The organism is Pseudomonas sp. S37 (genome assembly GCF_016658545.1).
Taxonomy (GTDB): domain Bacteria; phylum Pseudomonadota; class Gammaproteobacteria; order Pseudomonadales; family Pseudomonadaceae; genus Aquipseudomonas.
Map to the genome: position 1 here is coordinate 1 of NZ_JACVZC010000118.1, position 19406 is coordinate 19406.

Annotated in this window: 16 protein-coding genes; 6 read left to right on the forward strand and 10 right to left on the reverse strand. The window is 62.7% G+C overall.

Annotated elements, in window-relative coordinates:
- Positions 1 to 409: 409 nt before the first annotated feature.
- From dacB to IAE39_RS24690, 8 genes are all read right to left on the reverse strand, one after another.
- The gene (dacB, locus tag IAE39_RS24655) at positions 410 to 1867 is read right to left on the reverse strand and encodes a D-alanyl-D-alanine carboxypeptidase/D-alanyl-D-alanine endopeptidase (protein ID WP_201207122.1); all 1458 of its coding nucleotides are present in this window, start codon (positions 1865 to 1867) and stop codon (positions 410 to 412) included.
- A gap of 187 nt (positions 1868 to 2054) precedes the next feature.
- Positions 2055 to 2399 (reverse strand): YggL family protein, encoded by a 345-nt coding sequence (locus IAE39_RS24660; protein ID WP_201207123.1) that lies wholly within the window; start codon positions 2397 to 2399, stop codon positions 2055 to 2057.
- A 41-nt stretch (positions 2400 to 2440) separates the two neighbouring features.
- Positions 2441 to 6073: an ATP-binding protein gene (locus IAE39_RS24665; RefSeq protein WP_201207124.1), complete on the reverse strand. Its 3633-nt coding sequence runs from the start codon at positions 6071 to 6073 to the stop codon at positions 2441 to 2443.
- 8 nt (positions 6074 to 6081) lie between these two features.
- Entirely contained in the window at positions 6082 to 6699 is a 618-nt protein-coding gene (locus tag IAE39_RS24670; protein WP_201207125.1) for a response regulator transcription factor, read from the reverse strand.
- Positions 6700 to 6982: 283 nt separating this feature from the next.
- Positions 6983 to 8314, reverse strand: a complete 1332-nt coding sequence (locus IAE39_RS24675; protein WP_201207126.1) for a deoxyguanosinetriphosphate triphosphohydrolase — start codon at positions 8312 to 8314, stop codon at positions 6983 to 6985.
- A 168-nt stretch (positions 8315 to 8482) separates the two neighbouring features.
- Complete coding sequence (locus IAE39_RS24680; RefSeq protein WP_201207127.1) at positions 8483 to 8812, reverse strand: hypothetical protein; 330 nt, start codon at positions 8810 to 8812, stop codon at positions 8483 to 8485.
- The gene (locus IAE39_RS24685; protein WP_201207128.1) at positions 8809 to 9183 is read right to left on the reverse strand and encodes a phage holin family protein; all 375 of its coding nucleotides are present in this window, start codon (positions 9181 to 9183) and stop codon (positions 8809 to 8811) included. Before IAE39_RS24685 ends, IAE39_RS24680 begins: the two co-directional genes overlap by 4 nt.
- Positions 9184 to 9192: 9 nt before the next feature.
- Positions 9193 to 9507 carry a DUF883 family protein gene (locus IAE39_RS24690; protein WP_012271313.1) on the reverse strand — a complete coding sequence of 105 codons (315 nt, stop codon included), beginning with the start codon at positions 9505 to 9507 and terminating at the stop codon, positions 9193 to 9195.
- Between the two features lie 313 nt (positions 9508 to 9820).
- Here IAE39_RS24690 and IAE39_RS24695 point away from each other — a divergent pair, with 313 nt between their 5' ends.
- The 5 genes from IAE39_RS24695 (at position 9821) to IAE39_RS24715 (ending at position 13192) form a co-directional block, all read left to right on the forward strand.
- On the forward strand, positions 9821 to 11029 hold the full coding sequence (locus IAE39_RS24695; RefSeq protein ID WP_201207129.1) for an ammonium transporter: 1209 nt from the start codon (positions 9821 to 9823) through the stop codon (positions 11027 to 11029).
- A 73-nt stretch (positions 11030 to 11102) separates the two neighbouring features.
- Positions 11103 to 11342: a glutaredoxin family protein gene (locus IAE39_RS24700; protein ID WP_201207130.1), complete on the forward strand. Its 240-nt coding sequence runs from the start codon at positions 11103 to 11105 to the stop codon at positions 11340 to 11342.
- A 108-nt stretch (positions 11343 to 11450) separates the two neighbouring features.
- Positions 11451 to 11882 carry a D-Ala-D-Ala carboxypeptidase family metallohydrolase gene (locus IAE39_RS24705; RefSeq protein ID WP_201207131.1) on the forward strand — a complete coding sequence of 144 codons (432 nt, stop codon included), beginning with the start codon at positions 11451 to 11453 and terminating at the stop codon, positions 11880 to 11882.
- Between the two features lie 65 nt (positions 11883 to 11947).
- Positions 11948 to 12256, forward strand: a complete 309-nt coding sequence (locus tag IAE39_RS24710) for a transcriptional regulator (RefSeq protein ID WP_201207132.1) — start codon at positions 11948 to 11950, stop codon at positions 12254 to 12256.
- Between the two features lie 51 nt (positions 12257 to 12307).
- Entirely contained in the window at positions 12308 to 13192 is an 885-nt protein-coding gene (locus IAE39_RS24715) for a pseudouridine synthase (protein ID WP_201207133.1), read from the forward strand.
- A gap of 164 nt (positions 13193 to 13356) precedes the next feature.
- On the opposite strand, the gene IAE39_RS24720 is transcribed toward IAE39_RS24715, so the two are convergent.
- Positions 13357 to 14922 carry a methyl-accepting chemotaxis protein gene (locus IAE39_RS24720; RefSeq protein WP_201207134.1) on the reverse strand — a complete coding sequence of 522 codons (1566 nt, stop codon included), beginning with the start codon at positions 14920 to 14922 and terminating at the stop codon, positions 13357 to 13359.
- 372 nt (positions 14923 to 15294) lie between these two features.
- Positions 15295 to 18036, reverse strand: a complete 2742-nt coding sequence (acnA, locus tag IAE39_RS24725; RefSeq protein WP_201207135.1) for an aconitate hydratase AcnA — start codon at positions 18034 to 18036, stop codon at positions 15295 to 15297.
- Positions 18037 to 18260: 224 nt separating this feature from the next.
- On the opposite strand from acnA, the gene rlmM reads away from it, so the two are divergent.
- A complete protein-coding gene (rlmM, locus tag IAE39_RS24730) occupies positions 18261 to 19325 on the forward strand; it encodes a 23S rRNA (cytidine(2498)-2'-O)-methyltransferase RlmM (RefSeq protein WP_201207136.1) in 1065 nt (354 codons plus the stop codon).
- Positions 19326 to 19406: the final 81 nt, after the last annotated feature.

The following is a 19406-nucleotide window of genomic DNA, read 5'->3' on the forward strand; positions in this document are numbered from 1 at the left end:
AATACACCACCAAAGGCGTCAAACCGGCTTGCTGAAAACCATAGAATCTCCCACAGGAACTGCACCAGGCTTAAAGCAGTGCAATACCTGTGGGAGCAACTGTCTTATTCAAAATCTGAAATCTTGCGCAACCTTTGTGGGAGCGGGCGAGTCGAGGCGTCGAACCGCCGCGAACACCGGCAAAGCCGGTGCCATCCACTGCGTCGCCTATTTCGCGGGCACGCCCGCTCCCACAGGGACTGCGCTGGCTTCGAGTTAACACTGTACCTGTGGGAGCGGCTTTAGCCGCGAAAGGGCCGGTGCAGGCTGATGAATCAGTTGGCTCCCACAGGTACTGCACCAGGCTAAAAGCAGTGCAATACCTGTAGGAGCGGCTTTAGCCGCGAAAGGGCCGGTACAGGCCGATCAATCAGTTGGCTGCAGTGCTACCCGCCAGCTTCGGCTGGCGATACAGGTCCAGCAGCACCTGGTCCAGCACCTGCGACGCACCCCACGGTTTCGGGTCGTTGAGGATGGCCGCCACGGCCCAGGTATGGCCGTTGCTGTCGCGGCTGAAACCGGCAATCGCCCGCACGGTGTTCAGTGTGCCGGTCTTGATATGCCCTTCACCGGTCATGGCCGTGCGCTTGAGGCGCTTGCGCATGGTGCCGTCCATGCCCACCAGCGGCATCGAGCTCATGAATTCGGCGGCGTAGGGGCTCTTCCAGGCGGCCTGCAGCATCTCGGCCATTTCCCGGGTGCTCACCCGCTCGGCACGTGACAGGCCAGAACCATTTTCCATCACCAGGTGTGGCGCGGTAATGCCCTTTTTCGCCAGCCACTGGCGCACCACGCGCTGCGCAGCACGGGCGTCGTCGCCATCGGCATCGGTGCGGAACTGCGCACCCAGGCTCAGGAACAACTGCTGGGCCATGGTGTTGTTGCTGTACTTGTTGATGTCGCGGATCACTTCCACCAGGTCTGGCGAGAAGGCGCGGGCCAGCAGGCGGGCACTCTTCGGCACGTTCTCGATGCGGTCGCCACCTTGAATGGTGCCGCCCAGCTCGTTCCAGATGGCACGCACGGCACCGGCGGCGTAGGTGGGGTGGTCAAGCAACGACAGGTAGGTTTGCGAGTTGCAGCCGTCACCCAACTGGCCGCTGACCGTTACGCTGATACCGTCGCCCTGGGGCACCGGGTTGTAGCGCACGTCACCGGTGCACTGTTTTGACGCCACGGCCTTGACCTGGTTGTCGATGCGGATGCTGGCAATCGGCGGCTCGACCGCGATGGTGACCTTGCCGCCATCGTTGCGGGCCACGAAGCGCAGGGCCTTGAGGTTGACCAGCAGCGAGTCGGGCTTGACCAGGAAGGGTTTGTTCAGGTCGCCGCCGTCGTCGTTGAACTGCGGCAGGTTGGGTTGCACGAAGTGGCTGCGGTCCAGCACCAGGTCACCGGTGACGGTGCGCACGCCATTGGCGCGCAGGTCACGCATGAGCAGCCAGAGCTTTTCCATGTTCAGCTTCGGGTCGCCGCCACCTTTGAGGTACAGGTTGCCGTTGAGCACGCCGTTGCTCAGGGTGCCGTCGGTGTAGAACTCGGTTTTCCACTGGAAGGTCGGGCCAAGCAGTTCGAGGGCCGCATAAGTGGTGACCAGTTTCATGGTCGAGGCCGGGTTCACCGAGACATCGGCATTGAACACGGTCGGGGTGCCGGGGCCGTCCAGCGGCAGCATGACCAGCGACAGTGCGGTGTCTTGCAGTTTGTTGGCCTTCAGCGCCTGCTGCACCTTGGCAGGCAGGGTGGTATTGACGGCGGCGGCGTGGCTGGGCAAGGCGAGTGGCAACAGCAGGCCGGCAAGTACGAGGGGACGAAGCGTTTTGATCATAGTGAGTAAGTACCCTGCAGCGAGGGAAAAGGGCTTTGGGGCTGTAAGAGATGATGGCCCCACGACGTAAAGAGTACGCATTATGCCCCAAGCGTAGCGACGATGCGCCACGTTCGACGGAAAAGCATCGCCAATAAAAAAGCCACCGCGAAGGGTGGCCTTTTCATCTATCAAACCGGGCTGGGTGTTACTCAGCCTTGTTGATCGGCTTTTCCGGGTACCAGGCGTCCAGCAGCGGGCTGACTTCAACCTTGGTCAGTTCGCTGCGGCCTTTGAGCCAGGCTTCAACGGCGGCGCGCTGTTCTTCGCTGACCGAGCCGCGTTTGACCGAGCACACCAGGCCGTAATCGTCACCGCCTACATAGTCCAGGCCGTTGGCGTCCATGGCGTCTGCCAGGAACGCGTCGAGGAAAGCATCGATTGCCTGGTCATCCAGATCTTCCTTGAATTCCAGGTTCAGCTCGAAGCCCAATTCCTGAAACTCGTCGACACACAGCTTCTTGCGCAGACGACGGGAGCGGTTTGTGGCCATGAAACAATCCTCTTAGGTAATAACGCCGCGCAGTCTACCAGTTAACACGCCTGGCTGCCTGCCTGAGTAACGTTGCTGGTGGCCAGTTCCTTGGCCAGGGCGCGTTCCACTCGGCACATGTGCCGTGCCAGTGCCTGGCGCCGCAGGCGCACCTGGGGGGTGGACAGGCCGCCAGTCTCGAGTGCTTCACAGGCCGCCATCAGGCAAGGCGCCTCCAGCATGCGTGCGGCGCTGAGCACCTTGTGAGCCTGATCGGCAATGGCACCGCTTTCATGTTGCGGATGCAGTGCCATCAAGCAAGCCAGGTCGGCCTGCAGGCTTTGCTGCAAGGCCAGCAGGAAACGCTGGCGATCGACCGGGTCCGGCCCGACCACTGCGGCCAGGCCATCCAGCTGGTACAGCTTGCGCCGGGGGCGCAAATGGCGGCGCGGGCGAATGCCGGCCAGGCGCTGGCTGAGGGTGCTAAGGCTGATAGGCTTGAGCAGGCAGTCGTCCATCCCGGCGCTCAGGCACTTGCGGTGTACTTCCGGTTGCGCATTGGCGGTGTAGCCGAGGATGGTGCAGCGCGGCCGCTTGCCATGCCGTTCTTCGGTGCGCACGGCAGTTGCCAGCTGGTAACCGTTCATGTGCGGCATGTTGCAGTCGAGTACCAGCACATCGAAGTCGCCGGCCCGCCAGGTGGCCAGGCCCTCCCGGCCATCGCGGGCGCTGGCGTGCTTCAGGCCCAGGTAGCCAAGCTGTTGCGCCATCAATTGCAGGTTGGCCGGGTGGTCATCGATCACAAGTACGCTCAGCCGTGGGTCGGGAGCGTCGAGGCGTTCGGGCAGCAATGTGGGTTGCGTTACAGCATCAACCCGTTGCAGTGGCATCTTCATGCGCACCTGGGTCCCCACATCTTCAAGGCTCTTGATCGACAGGCTGCCGCCCATCATTTCGCACAGGTTGCGGCAGATAGCCAGGCCCAGCCCTGTACCAGCGCGGGCACCCTGGCTGTGCGGGTTGGCCTGGATGAACGGGTTGAACAGGCGCTGCAGGTCGTCGGCATGGATACCGATGCCACTGTCGCGCACCTCCAGCTCCAGCACGGCGGGTGTACTGGCACCGCCGTCCTGCAGGCTGACGCAGATACGCACCTGGCCATGCTCGGTGAACTTGATGGCGTTGCTCACCAGGTTGGACAGCACCTGCTTGAAACGCAAGGGGTCGAGCAAGGCGTGGCAGCGCGCGGCCGGGTCGATTGTGACCTCCAGGGCCAGGCCTTTCTGGCGTGCCTGGCCATCGAAAATGCGCCCCACCGATTCGACCAGGGCCGCCAGGTCGACCACCTCCGGGGCCAGCGACAAGTGCCCGGACTCGATGCGCACAATATCGAGAATATCGCCGATCAGGCCCAGCAGGTCCTTGGCCGAATGGTGTGCCAGCTCCAGCGCGCCAGGGTCCACCCGGCCCTGGTCAGCGTGCTTGACCGCCAGTTCGAGCATGCCGATCACGGCGTTCATCGGTGTGCGGATTTCGTGGCTGATGGTGGCCAGGAAGGTGCTCTTGGCCCGGTTGGCATCGTCGGCCTGCTGTTTGGCCTGGCGCAGTTCCATGACCAGTTGGCGGCGCTCGCTGATATCGATCCAGCCACCGATAATGCCCTGCACTTCGCCGAGGGAGTCGCGATAGGGCAGGATCCAGTGGTAGATGGTCAGCTCCCGGCCCTTGATCCGCAGCGGGCGGTCTTTGATCAGCGGCGAGCCTGCGGCCATGACCTTCAGGTAGTCGGCCTGGATTTGCCGGGTCTGTTCGCAGTCGGTGAACAGGCTGGCGTCCAGCTGTTTGCCGATAACCTCATCGGAGCGGGCCTGCACGGCTTCCAGGTAACTGAAGTTGCAACTTTTCAGGCAGCCTTCGCGGTCGCGTACGTACATCGGGTGTGGGGTGCCGTTGAGCAGGGCGCGCATGAATGCCAGTTGATCGTTCAGCGCGCGTTCGGCACGCTGGCGCTGGCGAATCTGCAGCCGCAGCCGGGCGTTCCACAGCAAGGCCAATAGCAACAGCCCAGCTGTGCCCATCACCACTTGCAAGGCCAGGCGGCTGTAGCCCTTGGTATTGTTGCCCTTGTGTTGGCCATACCCGCGCCAGCGGTTGTTGATTACCCCCAGCTCCTCCGGTGAAATGCTCAACAGGGCTTTGTCGAGGATCGACACCAGCGCCGATGACGCGGCGGTGGTAGCCATGGCGAAGGTGGCAGGCTCGCTGCCGACCGAAGTACGGATGACCAGTTCGGGATTGTTGGCCAATGCGTGGTTGGCATCGATCAGGGTGGTGATGACGGCATCGACCGCGCCGCTGTTGAGCAATGCAATGGCGTAGAACGCGCTTTCCGTTTCAACCCAGCCGACTTGCGGATATTCGCGGGACAACATGGCGTCCATTGCGCTGTAACGGGTAATGGCAACGCGATGCCCCTGCAATTCTTCCAGAGAAGCAGGCGCCTTGTCGCCCTTGCGGCTGACCAGCACATAGGCGCTTTCCAGATAAGGGCGGCTGAGTTGCAGGTCGTCCTCTGCCAGCCCGGTGCTGGTCAGCGCGGTGATGACATCTGTCCGGCCATCTTTCAGGCGGGCAATCATGTCGGCGATGCCACTGGCATGCTGCACTTCGAAACGCAAACCGGTGCGCAGGCGTATGAGCTCGAGCAAGTCGGCGGTAATGCCGCGAAAGTGCCCCGAACCGTCGAAGAAGGATAACGGCGCCGCCGTGTCATCGATGGCCACACGCATGACCGGATGATCCTGGAGCCATTGTTCCTCGGCTTCGCTCAGTTGCAGTTTACGGTCGCTCAGCAACAGGTCGCTGCCTGCGCTCCAGCGTTTGAAGATGCTGGAGCGCATGGCCGGGGTCTGGCTGTCGAGGATGGTATTTACCATTTCCAACAGCAAGGTATCTTGCTGGCGCAAGGCGAAGCCGAAGCCGACGGCCTCGTGCTTGCCGAAGTTGGCCATGCGCAGGCTTGGCAAGTGGCCACGGTTGAGCTGGTAGTGCGTTGAAATGGTATCGCCGATGAAGACGTCGGCCTGGCCGAAGGCCACGGCGTTCAACGCCTGGCTGGTGGAGCCGAAAGCCAGCAGTTCGGCCTTGGGGTAGCTGTCATGCACTTTCTGTTTGGGCAGGTAGTGGTAGAGCATGCCCAGGCGCAGGCCCTTCAAGCCGGTATCCAGTAACCGGCTCTCGTCTTCACGGGTGACCAGCACCGGTTGGTCGACGGCATAGGGTTTTGACAGGGCCAGGCCGTCGCTGGCTGCTTCGTACCCGTTGGCACTGCCTAGCAAGTCGATATCACCGAGTCTCAACGCCTCCACCGCCGCCTGCCGGCTGGAAAAGCGCAACACCCGCACCGGCAAGTGCAAGGCTTTGCCGATCATGTTTGCGTATTCGGCGGTCAGGCCTTGGTAATCGCGGCCACCGCTGGTGATGTCGAATGGCGGGTAGTCGGGGGCCGATGTCCCCAGCACCAGCTCTTGGCGCTCTTCGAGCCATTGCTGTTGTTCGTCGGTGAGCAGGTATTGTACCGGCCCGTTCGAAGAGCGAGCCAGCAGGGTGAAGGATGTGGCCTCATGCAAGGTAGCCTGTGCCGCGCTGCTGAACAGCAGCAGGGCGACCAGCAGGCGGGCGATAGGGCGAGCCATGACCATGCTCAGACCAGCGCGTTGCGCTTGGCCATCTCGATCAGGTCGACCAGTGTGCTGACCTGAAGTTTGTGCATGAGGCGTTTCTTGTAGGTACTGACGGTCTTGCTGCTGAGGAACATGCCCTTGGCAATTTCCTTGTTGCTGCGGCCTTGAGCGAAGAGTTGCAGCACCATCAGTTCGCGGTCATTCACCTGGCGGAAAAGTTGCAAGTCGGCATCTACAGTCTGATTGTGCTTGATTGCCTGGCTGGGGAAATAGTTGTAGCCGGCCAGTACTGCTTTGATTGCACTGAGCAGCTCGCTGAGGTCCTCCTGCTTGCACACGTATCCGGCGGCACCCGAATGCATGCAGCGTACGGCAAACAGTTCCGGGGACTGTGCGGTCAGTACCAGAACCTTCATGGGCAGCGCCATGGCCTGAAAGCGGGCAAGCACCTCCAGCCCATCTAGCTTGGGGATACTGATGTCGAGAATGACCAGGTCGGGGTTGCTCTCGCGGATCATCTGCATGGCGTCCACGCCATTGTCCGATTCACCGACAATCTTGTAGTTCTGGTTTTCCAGCAGCATACGGACGGCCAAGCGGATGACCGGATGGTCGTCAACAATAAATATGGAATGCATGTTCAACTTCCCTGCGGGCGACTGAGGGTGACAGGCGGCACCTTATCGCAGTTGGAAGTCGTCGGGCACGGGAGGAAGGGCTGTTAGCCGTTTATGGGAAATGGCTTACAGGATAAAACAAAACGGGCTACGAAACAGGCGTGTTTAACCCAGTGTCAAAGCGTGTTTGGTAACTTTTCATTGATTTTTATTCGTGCTGTTTAGTTTGCCGCCAGTATATGTAGGAAGTTTCCTTCAATGAGCGGTGCAGCAACGGGCCGAGCCCCGTCTGCACCGCTGCAGGTCAGGTCGGGCTGGAGCGCCCGGTCATTTCCCGGGCCATTTCGCTGGCGTAGCTGTCAGTCATGCCGGCAATGAAATCGATCATGCGCAGGAACGCGCTGTGCAACGAGCCGTGCGGGTCCGGCGCATTGTTGCCGATCAAGTCGAGCACGCGCCGGCTCTTGAACGATGGCGTGCGCCCGCCGTGTTGTTCAAGCGCAGCGCCGCAGAAAGTGTTCAGCAGAATTTCCAAGGTGGTGTAGGCACCGATTTCGTGCAGGGTCTTGCGCTTGTCCTGGAAGATCTTGTTGCGTGCCATGTCCTTGGCCTGCAGTACACAACGCTTGGCCGGGCCGTGCATGTGTTCGACCAGGTCACCTGCCAGCTGCCCGGCCAGCAACGCCCGCTGCTGCTCGACGAAGGCGTGGGCGGCGGCGTTGGTCAGGTGTTCGATGGCCTTGCCCCGCAGGATGGCCAGCTTGCGCCGGCGGGAATCGCCCGGGCCGAGTTGGCGATAGGTTTCCGGCAGGTCGTCGCCGACCAGGTCGAGCAGCAGGGCTTCGACTTCCGCGTACTGCAACAACTCCATCTCCAGGCCGTCTTCCAGGTCGATCAGCGCGTAACAGATATCATCGGCCGCTTCCATCAGGTAAACCAGCGGGTGGCGTGCCCAACGCTGGTGCTCCAGTTGTGGCAGGCCGAGCTTGCGGGCAATCTGCTCGAGCAGGGGCAGTTCACTCTGGTAGCTGCCGAACTTGTGCTTCTTGTAGCCGAGGGCGTCGGCGTGACGGGCGCTCCAAGGGTATTTGAGATAAGTGCCGAGGGTGGCATAGGTCAGCCGGGTGCCGCCGTCGAACTGGTGATATTCCAGTTGGGTAAGCACACGAAAGCCCTGGGCGTTGCCTTCGAAGTTGAGGAAGTCGGCCCGTTCGTCGTCGCTCATGTCATCGAGCCAGCCGCGCCCGGCTGCCTGCTGGAACCAGTAGCGGATGGCGTCTTCACCGGAGTGGCCAAACGGTGGGTTGCCGATGTCGTGGGCCAGGCAAGCCGACTGCACGATCATTCCCAGGTCGCTGGGGGCACACCAGTCAGGCAGGCTGTCGCGCAGGGTTTCACCGACGCGCATGCCCAGCGAGCGACCGACGCAGCTGACTTCCAGCGAGTGGGTCAGGCGCGTGTGGATATGGTCGTTGCTGGAAACCGGGTGTACCTGGGTCTTGCGCCCGAGGCGGCGGAAGGCACCGGAAAAGATGATGCGGTCGTGGTCTTTGTGGAAGGGGCTGCGCCCGAGTTCATCGGCGCTGTACAGGGCTTTGCCCAGGCGTTCGCGGGTGAGCAGGGTGTGCCAGTCCAAGGCTCGGTCTCCTGTGGATCGAAGGCATTAGCTTCTAGTGTCGTGTACAGATACGCAAGGGGCAGGGCGATACCCACCCTGTGGGAGCGGGTTTATCCGCGAATGCGTCGATGGCTCCACTGCCGCATTCGCGGGTAAACCCGCTCCCACAGGGGGCGATAGAGGCCGTCAGGGACGGCGGTTACCCTGCAGGTACAGGCGCACCAGCGGCAGCAGGCTGCTACCCAGGCGCACCAGCCGTGCCAGGTTGCCGCTGCGTACGCCCTTGCCGGTCAGGAAGCCCAGCGCCACCACGGCACCGATCCCCCACAGTGGCGCATGCTTGATCCCCAGCCCCTCGTGCAGCGAGCTGCCCATGCCACGCACGCGGCGCAGCGGCTCCAGCAGTTGCCCGGATTCATGGCGGATTTCCTGGCGGTGCATCTCCATGCGCAGGCGCAGCAGCGCCTTGCGCAGCTCGCGCGGGTTACGCGTGTTTGGCAGTTCTGGCAGGCTCATGGCAACAGGCGCTCCCGGTCCTTGGCAAGTTCTTCGAGGGTGGCACCGAACGGCGACGACTCGTCGAACACCGCCGCCTTCAGGCGTAGCCCGCAATACAGCGCGGCAATGCCATAGAACACGCACAGGCCGATGATGCCGGCCAGGCGATAGCTGTCCCACAGCAATACCAGCAGCAGCCCGGAAAGCGCCGTCAGCAGCAGCAGGGCGAACACCAGCGCCAGGCCGGCGAACAGCAGCAGGCGCAACGTGCGGCCCTTTTGCTCCTGCAACTCGATACCGAACAGCTCGATATGGCTGTGCAGCAGCCCCAGCGCGGCCGCGCCCAGGCGCCTGCCCGAGGGGCCGGCGCCGTTGGCTTCATTCTCCATGGGGACCCCTTAGCGCCGGTTGGCCAGCAGGCCGATCAGCAGGCCGACACCGGCGGCGATGCCGATCGCCTGCCAAGGGTTTTCCTGCACGTATTGCTCGGCACTGCCCAGTGCCGCCTGGCCACGGTCGCGCACCGAGTCCTGGGTCAGTTGCAGGGTTTCGCGGGCCTGGGCCAGGCGGTCGTGAATCTGTTCGCGCAATTCGTCGGCCTGGTCGCCGGCCAGGTTGGCAGTGTCAGCCAGCAGTTTCTCGGTGTCGCGCACCAAGGCCTGGAAGTCAGCCATCAATATCTCTTGAGCAGTCTTTGCCGATTTGCTGGCCATGGGTCTCTCCCTGTCGATGAGTGTTGGTAGTTCGAGTGACAGCACGCGTGGAAGGTTCAAGTGCCGGTGCTGGTATGCGCTTTGCTATGTCTTTGCCACGTTGCGGGGCGCTACACGCGGGTTTTGCGCCGATTCAGGGCGCCAGCGCAGCGGGTACCGATAAACCTTAACCCAATCCACGACAAACCCAAGAAAAAACCACGCAGGCCCCAGCCACGTCACTGAAACAGGGCAGGGGGTTGGCACCGATTCGGTGCAGGGATGCAGGTTCTTGAACTGTCCTGGTGCCTTTTTCAGCAGGTCTGCCTATTTCATGGATAACATGCACAGCGCGATGGACTCCCTGGTCCACGGTTCCAACACCCTGTTCATTCTCATGGGCGCCATTCTGGTGCTGGCCATGCATGCCGGCTTCGCGTTCCTCGAAGTGGGCACCGTGCGCCACAAGAACCAGGTCAACGCCTTGTCGAAGATCCTCAGCGACTTTGCCATCTCGGCGCTGGTGTACTTCTTTATAGGCTACTGGATCGCCTATGGGGTCAACTTCTTCCAGCCTGCAGCAACGTTGGCGGCCGACCATGGCTATGTGCTGGTCAAGTGCTTCTTTCTGCTGACCTTTGCCGCAGCGATCCCGGCGATCATCTCCGGGGGTATCGCCGAGCGTGCGCGCTTCGTGCCGCAGCTGTGCGCCACGGCATTGATTGTGGCGTTCATCTACCCGTTCTTCGAGGGCGTGGTGTGGAATGGCAACCTGGGCGTGCAGGCCTGGCTGCAGGCGCGCTTTGGTGCGCCGTTCCATGACTTTGCCGGCTCGGTGGTGGTGCATGCCATGGGCGGCTGGCTGGCACTGGCGGCAGTGCTGCTGCTGGGCGCGCGCCGCGGGCGCTATCGCGACGGCCGGCTGGTGGCGTTTGCGCCGTCGAGCATTCCGTTCCTGGCGCTGGGCTCGTGGATCCTGATCATCGGCTGGTTCGGTTTCAACGTCATGAGCGCGCAGACCTTGCAAGGCGTCAGCGGCCTGGTGGCGATCAATTCGCTGCTGGCGATGGTTGGCGGCACCTTGTCGGCGTTGCTGGCCGGGCGCAACGACCCAGGCTTCCTGCACAACGGCCCACTGGCCGGGCTGGTGGCGATTTGCGCAGGCTCCGACCTGATGCACCCGATAGGTGCACTGGCGACCGGGCTGGTGGCGGGCGCGCTGTTCGTCTGGACGTTCACTGCGGCGCAGAACCGCTGGAAGATCGACGACGTGCTGGGTGTGTGGCCGTTGCATGGACTGTGCGGCGTGTGGGGTGGCATTGCCTGCGGCATCTTTGGCCAGGTTGCGCTCGGCGGCATGGGCGGTGTCAGCCTGGTCAGCCAGTTGCTGGGTAGCCTGATGGGGGTAGTAGTGGCACTGGCCGGTGGCTTTGCCGTGTATGGCACCCTGCGCGCGGTGCATGGTCTGCGCTTGAGCCATGAGCAGGAGTTCCAGGGTGCCGACCTGTCGCTGCACCGTATCGGCGCCACCAGCCAGGATTGATCCAGGCCAGGTGCATGACGGGCGTGGTGGACCTAGAATAGGCTTCTCTGCATGCCAAACCGGGACCTGCCCCATGCTGCCTGAATGCCAACTGTTCGGCACCCTCGGCTGCCACTTGTGTGAAGTGGCCGAGGCAGTGCTGATGCCCTTCGTCGATCACGGCCTGCTGGTGGAACTGGTCGATGTCGCCGAGAGCGAGCCCTTGTTCGAGTGCTACGGCCTGATCATTCCGGTGCTGCGGCGCTGCGACAACGGTGGCGAACTGCATTGGCCGTTCGATGCCGAACAGGTGGTGGCGTTCCTGGGGCAATGATGGCTGGAGGGGAGAAGCGACCCTGCTCCATGGCGGGTAATGCGAGCTGATGATCAGGTGCCGGCGCACTGCCGTCGGCGTCCTTAGCCATCATCGGAACCGCTTGCCATGTTGATCACGCCACATTTCACTCTCGATGAACTGACCGTTTCCCAGCTCGCCGCCAGAGACGGGTTCGATAACACCCCCCCTCCCGAGGCCCGGGCCAATCTGCAATTGCTGTGTGGTGCGCTGGAGCAGGTGCGCGCGCTGTTCGGTATGCCCATCATTGTCAGCAGCGGGTACCGCAGCGAAAAGGTCAACCGGCTGATCGGCGGCGCCACCAGCAGCCAGCACGTCCAAGGGCTGGCGGCGGACTTCACGGTGATCGAGGTCAGCCCGCGGGAAACCGTGCGGCGGATCAGCGAAAGCACCGTGCCGTTCGATCAACTCATCCTCGAGTTCGACAGGTGGGTGCACTTGTCGGTGACGCGCAGTACGCCGCGACGGCAGGTGCTGACCATTCGCAAGGGCAGCGGCTACCTGGCGGGGCTGCAATGAAGCGCATTGACGGCGACAGGGGGATGTTCGTATGCTGTATATAAATACAGTGTCGAGGTAAAGCCATGCTCAACGTCGAGCAACTCAAGTACAGCGTAAATCGCATGCCCGTGGAGCGGGTGGCCGACGCCGTTCTGGAAATGCGCCTCGAAGGCCTGGTGACCGATGATCGCACACCGTTCGGCAAGGTCCACTTCAATACCTGCTTCGCCGAGATCGAAGCCTTGTTCCAGCGTGCCGGCTACCACCGCGGGCTGGATGTGGTGGGTTACCAAGGGTTGCTCTATGCCCTGTACGACCCAGGCCGCTGGGAGCCGGTGCAGGTGCTGCGCTGGCTGAAGGAGCGCAGCGAGGCGATGGCCCAGGCTGGTTGAGTGCGCGGGCTTGGGCGATAATGCGCGGCCGTGAATGTTTCGAGCCCTGCCATGACCACACCTTTCGACCCCGCCCGCCAGCAAGCCAGCACGGTGTGCTTGCCACCCGGCAACTGGGCGACAGTGCTCGATTGCCTGTGTGACCATTTCAAGGCCATCGACCGTACCCAGTGGCTTGACCGCTTTGCCCGTGGGCGGGTACTGGATGCCGAAGGGCGGGCAATCGCTGCCGAGCTGCCGTACAAGCGGGGCATGCGCTTGCACTATTTCCGCGAAGTGCCGAACGAGCGGCCGATCCCCGTGCAAGAGGTCGTGCTGCATGTGGACGAGCATCTGGTGGTCGCCGACAAGCCGCATTTCCTGCCGGTGACGCCGACCGGTGAATACGTCGAGCAGACCTTGCTGCGTCGGCTGATTCGCCGACTGGATAACCCGCACCTGGTGCCGTTGCATCGCATCGACCGGCACACTGCAGGGCTTGTGCTGTTTTCCGCCAACCCGCACACGCGCAGCGCCTACCAGCGGCTGTTCCCCGAGCGACGCATCGACAAGCGCTACCAGGCCATCGCTGCCGCCATGGCGCAGCATCAGTTCCCATTGGTGCATAAAAGCCGCCTGGTGCATGGCGAGCCGTTTTTTCGCATGCATGAGGTAGAAGGCGAGGCCAATAGCGAAACCCTGGCCGAGGTGCTGGAAAAGAATGGCGAGCTGTGGCGTTATGGGTTGTCGCCGGTGACCGGCAAGACCCATCAGTTGCGCGTGCACATGGCAGCCTTGGGAGCGGGGATCAGCAATGACCCTTTTTATCCGCAGTTGCTCAATGAGGACGACGATTACCAGCGGCCGCTGAAACTGCTGGCGCAGAGTTTGCGGTTCGAGGACCCGTTGAGTGGGGAAGAGCGTTATTTCGAGAGCCGTTTGCGGCTGGATTGGTAACACAAGAAGTCGAGCTTGTGCGGTCTTTGTAGGAGCGGCCTTGTGTCGCGATCGGGGTGCGAAGCAGCCCCAGGATTTCAGGGCAAATGCATAAATTGCTGGGGCTGCTTCGCAGCCCGATCGCGACACAAGGCCGCTCCTACACGGGCCGCGTTAGCCCGTAGTTAGCGGTTAAACCGCTCCACCAACGAATACTGGCTCCCCGCCGTACTGGTCAGCTCTTCGCTCAACAGTGCCGAATGCTGCGCCTGCTCGGCGGTCTGGTCGGCCAGTTCGGCGATGGTGCTGATGTTGCGGCTGATTTCGTCGGCCACTGCGGTCTGCTCTTCGGTCGCGGCCGCAATCTGGGTAGCCATGTCGGTGATGTTGGCTACCGCTTCGCTGATTCCCACCAGCGCCTCGTCGGCCTGCATGACCCGATCAACACCCTCCTGCGCCTGGCGGTGGCCAGTTTCCATGGTCAGCACGGCATTGCTGGCAGTTTGTTGCAGCTTGGCGATCAGGCCGTGGATTTGCCCAGTGGATTCGGCGGTACGCTGGGCCAACTGCCGCACTTCGTCGGCCACCACGGCAAAGCCGCGGCCCATTTCACCGGCGCGCGCCGCTTCGATGGCTGCGTTCAGTGCCAGCAGGTTGGTCTGGTCGGCGATGCCCTTGATCACATCGACCACACCGCCAATCTCGTCGCTGTCCTTGGCCAGTTGTGTAACCGTTTGCCCGGTTTCGCCCACCGCCGCCGACAGGCGCTCGATGGCCTCGCGGGTTTCCCCGGCAATCTGCCGGCCCTGGCTGGTCAGGCGGTTGGCTTCCTGAGTGGCGTCGGCCGTACGCTGCACATGGTTGGCCACTTCCTGGGTGGTGGCCGCCATCTGGTTGACGGCGGCGGCAACCTGCTCGGTCTCTACCCGCTGGCGCTCCAGCCCCGAAGAGCTCTTGTGCGCCAGGGCATCGGATTGACGCGCCTGGTCGCTGAGGTGTTCGGCACTGTCCTGCAGGCGGGTCAGGCAGGTTTTCATGCGGGCGTCCTGGCTGAGCATGGCCATTTCCAGGCGCGCCTGTACGCCACGGCTGTCGGTAAACATCTGCGCGATCAGCGGGTCCGAGGTGGTCTGTTCGGCCAGGCGCAGCAGGCGCTTGAGGCCGCGCTGCTGCCAGCTCAGGCCGAGCAGGCCCAGCGGTACCGAAAGCCCGGCGGCCAAGGCAAAGCCCCACGAATGGCCCAGCCAGTTGCCAATCAGGAAACCGACCTGGCTGATCAGGATGAAGGGCAGCCAGTCCTGCAGCACCGGCAGCCATTTGTCGCGGCGTGGTACCGGCGGCTTGCCCTGGTTGATGCGCTGGTACAAGGCTTCGGCGCGGCGGATCTGTTCGGCAGTGGGCTTGACCCGCACAGACTCGAAGCCGACCACCTGGTTGTTGTCGAAGATTGGCGTGACGTACGCGTTCACCCAGTAATGGTCGCCAGACTTGCAGCGGTTCTTGACGATACCCATCCACGGTTGGCCCTGCTTGAGGGTTTGCCACATGTGGGCAAAGACCGCAGGCGGCACGTCGGGGTGACGTACCAGGTTATGCGGCGCGCCAGTCAGCTCTTCGCGGGTGAAGCCACTGATATCGATGAAGGCATCGTTGCAATAAGTGATCACGCCCTTGGCGTTGGTGGTGGAGATCAACCGCTGCTGGGCAGGGAAAGTCCGTTCTCTCTGGGTAATCGGCTGGTTGTTACGCATGGGTTGATAGTCCGCAGGGCTTTCGACAGGTATCGGCAAGCCACTGGTTTTATTGAATGATTATTTAAAGTGCTTGATCTGTGGCAATGAGCCATCATTCGCTTTGGTTTAGGCAAGGCGAACGTTTGAAGCGGTTGGCGTCATTATTGCGGTTTTACTGCTGATTAATGACGGATGGGTCGGATGATGACCGAATGTATGGCAAAGAGCCAGTGTTGGGTGGTTGGGGGGGAGGGCGTTAGAGAGACGGCGCCTGTGAGATCAAGCGCCGCGCGGGCGGCGCTCGATCTCATAGGCGCTGAAAATGTTTCGGTGAACACATGCGGCGCTCGATCTCACAGCCGCTGCACTTCTCCAGCCAGGCCTAAACCCTCACCCCGCAATCAACTGCCGCAGCACATAATGCAAAATCCCCCCCGCCTTGAAGTACTCCACCTCATTCAACGTATCAATCCGGCACAACACATCAATCTGCTCCTGCTGGCCATCCTCGCGGGTGATGCGCAATGGCAGGCTCATGCCTGGGCGAATCTGTGCACCGTCCAGGCCCAGCACGTCAATCTGCTCCTTGCCGGTCAGCCCCAGTTGCTTGCGGTTTTGCCCGGCGGTGAACTGCAGCGGTAGCACGCCCATGCCCACCAGGTTGGAGCGGTGAATTCGCTCGAAGCTTTCCGCCAGCACCGCTTTCACGCCCAGCAGGTTGGTGCCCTTCGCCGCCCAGTCGCGGCTGGAGCCGGTGCCGTACTCCTGCCCGGCGATGACCACCAGCGGGGTGCCTTCCTGCTGGTAACGCATGGCCGCGTCGTAGATCGACAGCTTCTCGCCCGTGGGCACGTAGAGGGTGTTGCCGCCTTCTTCACCTGCCAGCATTTCGTTGCGGATACGGATGTTGGCAAAGGTGCCGCGCATCATCACCTCATGGTTGCCGCGCCGCGAGCCGTAGGAGTTGAAGTCGCGGGGTTCCACGCCTTGATCGCGCAGGTAGCGCCCGGCCGGGCTGTCGGCCTTGATGTTGCCGGCCGGGGAGATGTGGTCGGTGGTCACCGAATCGCCCAGCAGTGCCAGCACCCGCGCGCCGTGGATGTCGGCGATGGCGGGTGGCGGCCCACCAATGCCGTCGAAGAACGGTGGGTGCTGGATGTAGGTGGAGTCGTCCTGCCACACGTAGGTGGCGGCCTGTGGCACTTCGATGGCCTGCCACTGCGCATCACCGGCGAACACCTCGGCGTATTCCTTGTGGAACATGGCCGTATCCACCTTGGCCACGGCCTCGGCAATTTCCTGCTGGCTGGGCCAGATATCGCGCAGGTAGACCGGTTGGCCGTCTTTGCCGGTGCCCAGCGGGTCACGGGTCAGGTCCACGCGCACACTACCGGCCAGCGCATAGGCCACGACCAGTGGCGGCGAAGCCAACCAGTTGGTCTTCACAAGCGGGTGTACGCGGCCTTCGAAGTTGCGGTTGCCCGACAGCACCGAGGCGACGGTGAGGTCGGCACTGCCGATGGCTTTCTCGATCGCTTCATCCAGCGGCCCGGAGTTGCCGATACACGTGGTGCAGCCATAGCCGACCAGGTCGAAACCGAGCTGGTCGAGGTAGGGCGTGAGCCCGGCGGCATTGAAGTATTCGGTGACCACCTTTGAACCTGGCGCCAGCGAACTCTTGACCCAGGGTTTGCGTTGCAGGCCTTTTTCCAGGGCCTTTTTGGCCACCAGCCCGGCAGCCATCATCACACTGGGGTTTGAAGTGTTGGTGCACGAGGTGATCGCGGCAATTACCACGGCGCCATCGCGCAAGGTGTGGGTCTGGCCCTGGTGGCTGTAGTCGATCTCGCCGGCCTGGTCGGCATTGCCCACCGCCACGCCGCCGCCACCTTCGCTTTCCAGGCGGCCAACTTCCTTGGCCAGCGGCTTGGGTTGCAGTTCGATGAAGTGGTCAAAGGCCTGGCTGACCTGGCCCAGCGCCACACGGTCCTGTGGCCGCTTGGGCCCGGCCAGGCTGGCTTCCACCTCATGCATGTCCAGCGCCAGGGTGTCGCTGAACAGCGGCTCCTGGCCGGGCAGGCGCCACATACCCTGGGCCTTGCAGTATTGCTCGACCAGTTGCACGGTCGCTTCGGGGCGGCCCGACAGGCGCAGGTAGCCGAGGGTGACGTCATCGACCGGGAAGAACCCGCAGGTGGCGCCGTATTCCGGGGCCATGTTGGCGATGGTTGCACGGTCGGCCAGGGGCAGCTCCGCCAGGCCGTCGCCGTAGAATTCGACGAACTTGCCCACCACACCTTTCTTGCGCAGCATCTGCGTCACCGTCAGCACCAGGTCGGTGGCAGTGATGCCTTCGCGCAGCTTGCCGGTCAGCTTGAAGCCGATCACTTCCGGGATCAGCATCGACACCGGCTGGCCGAGCATGGCGGCTTCTGCCTCGATCCCCCCGACACCCCAGCCAAGTACGCCCAGGCCGTTGATCATGGTGGTGTGCGAGTCGGTGCCGACCAGTGTGTCGGGGAAGGCGTAGGTGCGGCCATCGGCGTCACGGGTCCACACGGTGCGGCCGAGATATTCCAGGTTGACCTGGTGGCAGATGCCGGTGCCCGGCGGTACCACGCGGAAGTTGTCGAAGGCGCTCTGGCCCCAGCGCAGGAAGGCATAACGCTCGCCATTGCGCTGCATTTCGATGTCGACGTTTTCGCCGAACGCTTGCGGCGTGCCGTAGCGGTCAACCATGACCGAGTGGTCGATCACCAGGTCGACGGGCGACAACGGGTTGATGCGCTGCGGGTCGCCGCCGGCCTTGGCCATGGCGGCGCGCATGGCGGCCAGGTCGACCACCGCCGGTACGCCGGTGAAGTCCTGCATCAGTACCCGCGCCGGGCGGTACTGGATTTCGCGATCGGAGCGGCGCTCGCCCAGCCACTGGGCAAGGGCGCGCAGGTCGTCGCCGGTGACAGTTTTCCCGTCTTCCCAGCGCAGCAGGTTTTCCAGCAGCACTTTCAACGACATGGGCAGGCGCTGCAGGTCGCCCAACTGGCGCGCGGCTTCGGCGAGGCTGAAATAGTGGTAGGTCTGGTCGCCGACCTTGAGCGGTTTGAGGGTGTTCAGGCTATCGAGCGAGGGCATTGCCAACTCCTTCTGCGCCGGTGCCCGGCAATTACTCATGGTTTACCGGTGGCACCGCTCTGTATCGGTCCGCACGGCACGGACCTGGCTGAATGGTCAGGTTAGACCGGTTTGTGGCCCCTGACCCTTTTCTGGACCGGCGGGGCGTGTCGCTGGTTCCGAACTTCCTTTATCATCGCCGCCCTGCCGGCGCCTGTTGCGCGCCCGCCGTAGTGGAGTGAGAGATGAATACCCTGTTCATGCATTGCCGGCCCGGTTTCGAGGGTGAGGTTTGCGCTGAAGTCAGCGAACATGCCGCCCGCCTGGGTGTTGCGGGCTATGCCAAAGGCAAGCCGCACAGTGCCAGCGCCGAGTTTGTCTGTAGCGAGGAGGGCGGTGCCGAGCGGTTGATGGGTGAGCTGCGCTTCAATCAGCTGATTTTCCCGCGGCAGTGGGCCCGCGGCGGTTACGTCGAGCTGCCGGAAAGTGACCGCATCAGTGTGTTGCTGGCGCACCTGGCCGACTTCCCGGTGTTCGGCAGCCTGTGGCTGGAAGTGCTGGACAGCAACGAAGGCAAGGAGCTGTCTACCTTCTGCCGCAAATTCGAAGTGCCATTGCGCAAGGCCCTGGAAAAGGCCGGCCGCCTGGTCGACGACGCCAGCCGCCCACGCTTGCTGCTCACCTTCATCAGTGGCCGACGGGTATTTGCCGGTGTCGCTGCGGCCAACAACAGCGCGTTGTGGCCCATGGGCATCCCGCGCCTGAAGTTCCCCCGCGAGGCGCCTAGCCGCTCGACCCTCAAGCTGGAAGAGGCCTGGCACCAGTTCATCCCGCGTGAGCAGTGGGAGCAGCGCCTGGGTGATGACATGACCGGCGTCGACCTGGGGGCTTCGCCGGGTGGCTGGACCTACCAGCTGGTACGGCGCGGCATGCTGGTGACGGCCATCGACAACGGGCCGATGGCCGAGAGCCTGATGGATACCGGGCTGGTCCAGCACCTGATGGCTGACGGGTTTACCTGGCAGCCGAAGCAGCCGGTGGACTGGATGGTGTGCGACATTGTCGAGAAGCCGGCGCGTACTACCTCGCTGATCGAAACCTGGCTGGGGGAGGGGCTTTGCCGTGAGGCGGTGGTCAACCTGAAGTTGCCGATGAAGCAACGCTATGCCGAGGTGCGGCGGTTGCTTGACCGCATGGAAGCGACATTCAAGGCACGCAAGATTCGGGTTTCGATTGCTTGCAAGCAGCTGTATCACGACCGTGAGGAAGTGACTTGCCATCTGCGGCGGATGGATTTGAAGCCACGCTGAGCCCAGTGAGTCACTCGCAGTCCGGCTCTTGCTCTTGCTCTTGCTCTTGCTCTTGCTCTTGCTCTTGCTCTTGCTCTTGCT

Coding starts and splice junctions, on each gene's coding strand:
- dacB (WP_201207122.1), bottom strand. CDS start 1,867: ATGATCAAAACGCTTCGTCCCCTCGTACTTGCCGGCCTGCTGTTGCCA.
- IAE39_RS24660 (WP_201207123.1), bottom strand. CDS start 2,399: ATGGCCACAAACCGCTCCCGTCGTCTGCGCAAGAAGCTGTGTGTCGAC.
- IAE39_RS24665 (WP_201207124.1), bottom strand. CDS start 6,073: ATGGCTCGCCCTATCGCCCGCCTGCTGGTCGCCCTGCTGCTGTTCAGC.
- IAE39_RS24670 (WP_201207125.1), bottom strand. CDS start 6,699: ATGCATTCCATATTTATTGTTGACGACCATCCGGTCATCCGCTTGGCC.
- IAE39_RS24680 (WP_201207127.1), bottom strand. CDS start 8,812: ATGAGCCTGCCAGAACTGCCAAACACGCGTAACCCGCGCGAGCTGCGC.
- IAE39_RS24685 (WP_201207128.1), bottom strand. CDS start 9,183: ATGGAGAATGAAGCCAACGGCGCCGGCCCCTCGGGCAGGCGCCTGGGC.
- IAE39_RS24690 (WP_012271313.1), bottom strand. CDS start 9,507: ATGGCCAGCAAATCGGCAAAGACTGCTCAAGAGATATTGATGGCTGAC.
- IAE39_RS24695 (WP_201207129.1), top strand. CDS start 9,821: ATGGATAACATGCACAGCGCGATGGACTCCCTGGTCCACGGTTCCAAC.
- IAE39_RS24700 (WP_201207130.1), top strand. CDS start 11,103: ATGCTGCCTGAATGCCAACTGTTCGGCACCCTCGGCTGCCACTTGTGT.
- IAE39_RS24705 (WP_201207131.1), top strand. CDS start 11,451: ATGTTGATCACGCCACATTTCACTCTCGATGAACTGACCGTTTCCCAG.
- IAE39_RS24710 (WP_201207132.1), top strand. CDS start 11,948: ATGCTCAACGTCGAGCAACTCAAGTACAGCGTAAATCGCATGCCCGTG.
- IAE39_RS24715 (WP_201207133.1), top strand. CDS start 12,308: ATGACCACACCTTTCGACCCCGCCCGCCAGCAAGCCAGCACGGTGTGC.
- IAE39_RS24720 (WP_201207134.1), bottom strand. CDS start 14,922: ATGCGTAACAACCAGCCGATTACCCAGAGAGAACGGACTTTCCCTGCC.
- acnA (WP_201207135.1), bottom strand. CDS start 18,036: ATGCCCTCGCTCGATAGCCTGAACACCCTCAAACCGCTCAAGGTCGGC.
- rlmM (WP_201207136.1), top strand. CDS start 18,261: ATGAATACCCTGTTCATGCATTGCCGGCCCGGTTTCGAGGGTGAGGTT.